Origin of the sequence: Neisseria benedictiae (genome assembly GCF_958267435.1) — a bacterium.
GTDB classification, from domain to species: domain Bacteria; phylum Pseudomonadota; class Gammaproteobacteria; order Burkholderiales; family Neisseriaceae; genus Neisseria; species Neisseria bergeri.
Map to the genome: position 1 here is coordinate 1 of NZ_CATQFV010000047.1, position 267 is coordinate 267.

Consider the following 267-nt stretch of genomic DNA (forward strand, 5'->3'; position numbering starts at 1 on the left):
TGTCCATGTTCAAAGCCGTCCTACTCGGACAATGGCACAGCCTCTCCGATCCCGAACTCGAACACAGCCTCATCACCCGCATCGATTTCAACCTGTTTTGCCGCTTTGACGAACTGAGCATCCCTGATTACAGTACTTTATGCCGCTACCGCAACTGGCTGGCTCAAGACAATACCCTGTTTGAACTGTTGGAACTGATTAACCGCCAACTGACCGAAAAAGGCTTAAAAGTAGAGAAAGCATCCGCCGCCGTCATTGACGCCACCA

At 50.9% G+C, this 267-nt stretch carries 1 protein-coding gene; it reads left to right on the plus strand.

Annotation, left to right across the window (positions count from 1 at the left end; genetic code table 11):
- Positions 1–267, plus strand: a 267-nt coding sequence (locus Q3O12_RS04475) for a transposase (RefSeq protein ID WP_301669539.1), incomplete at both ends; no start/stop codon positions are given.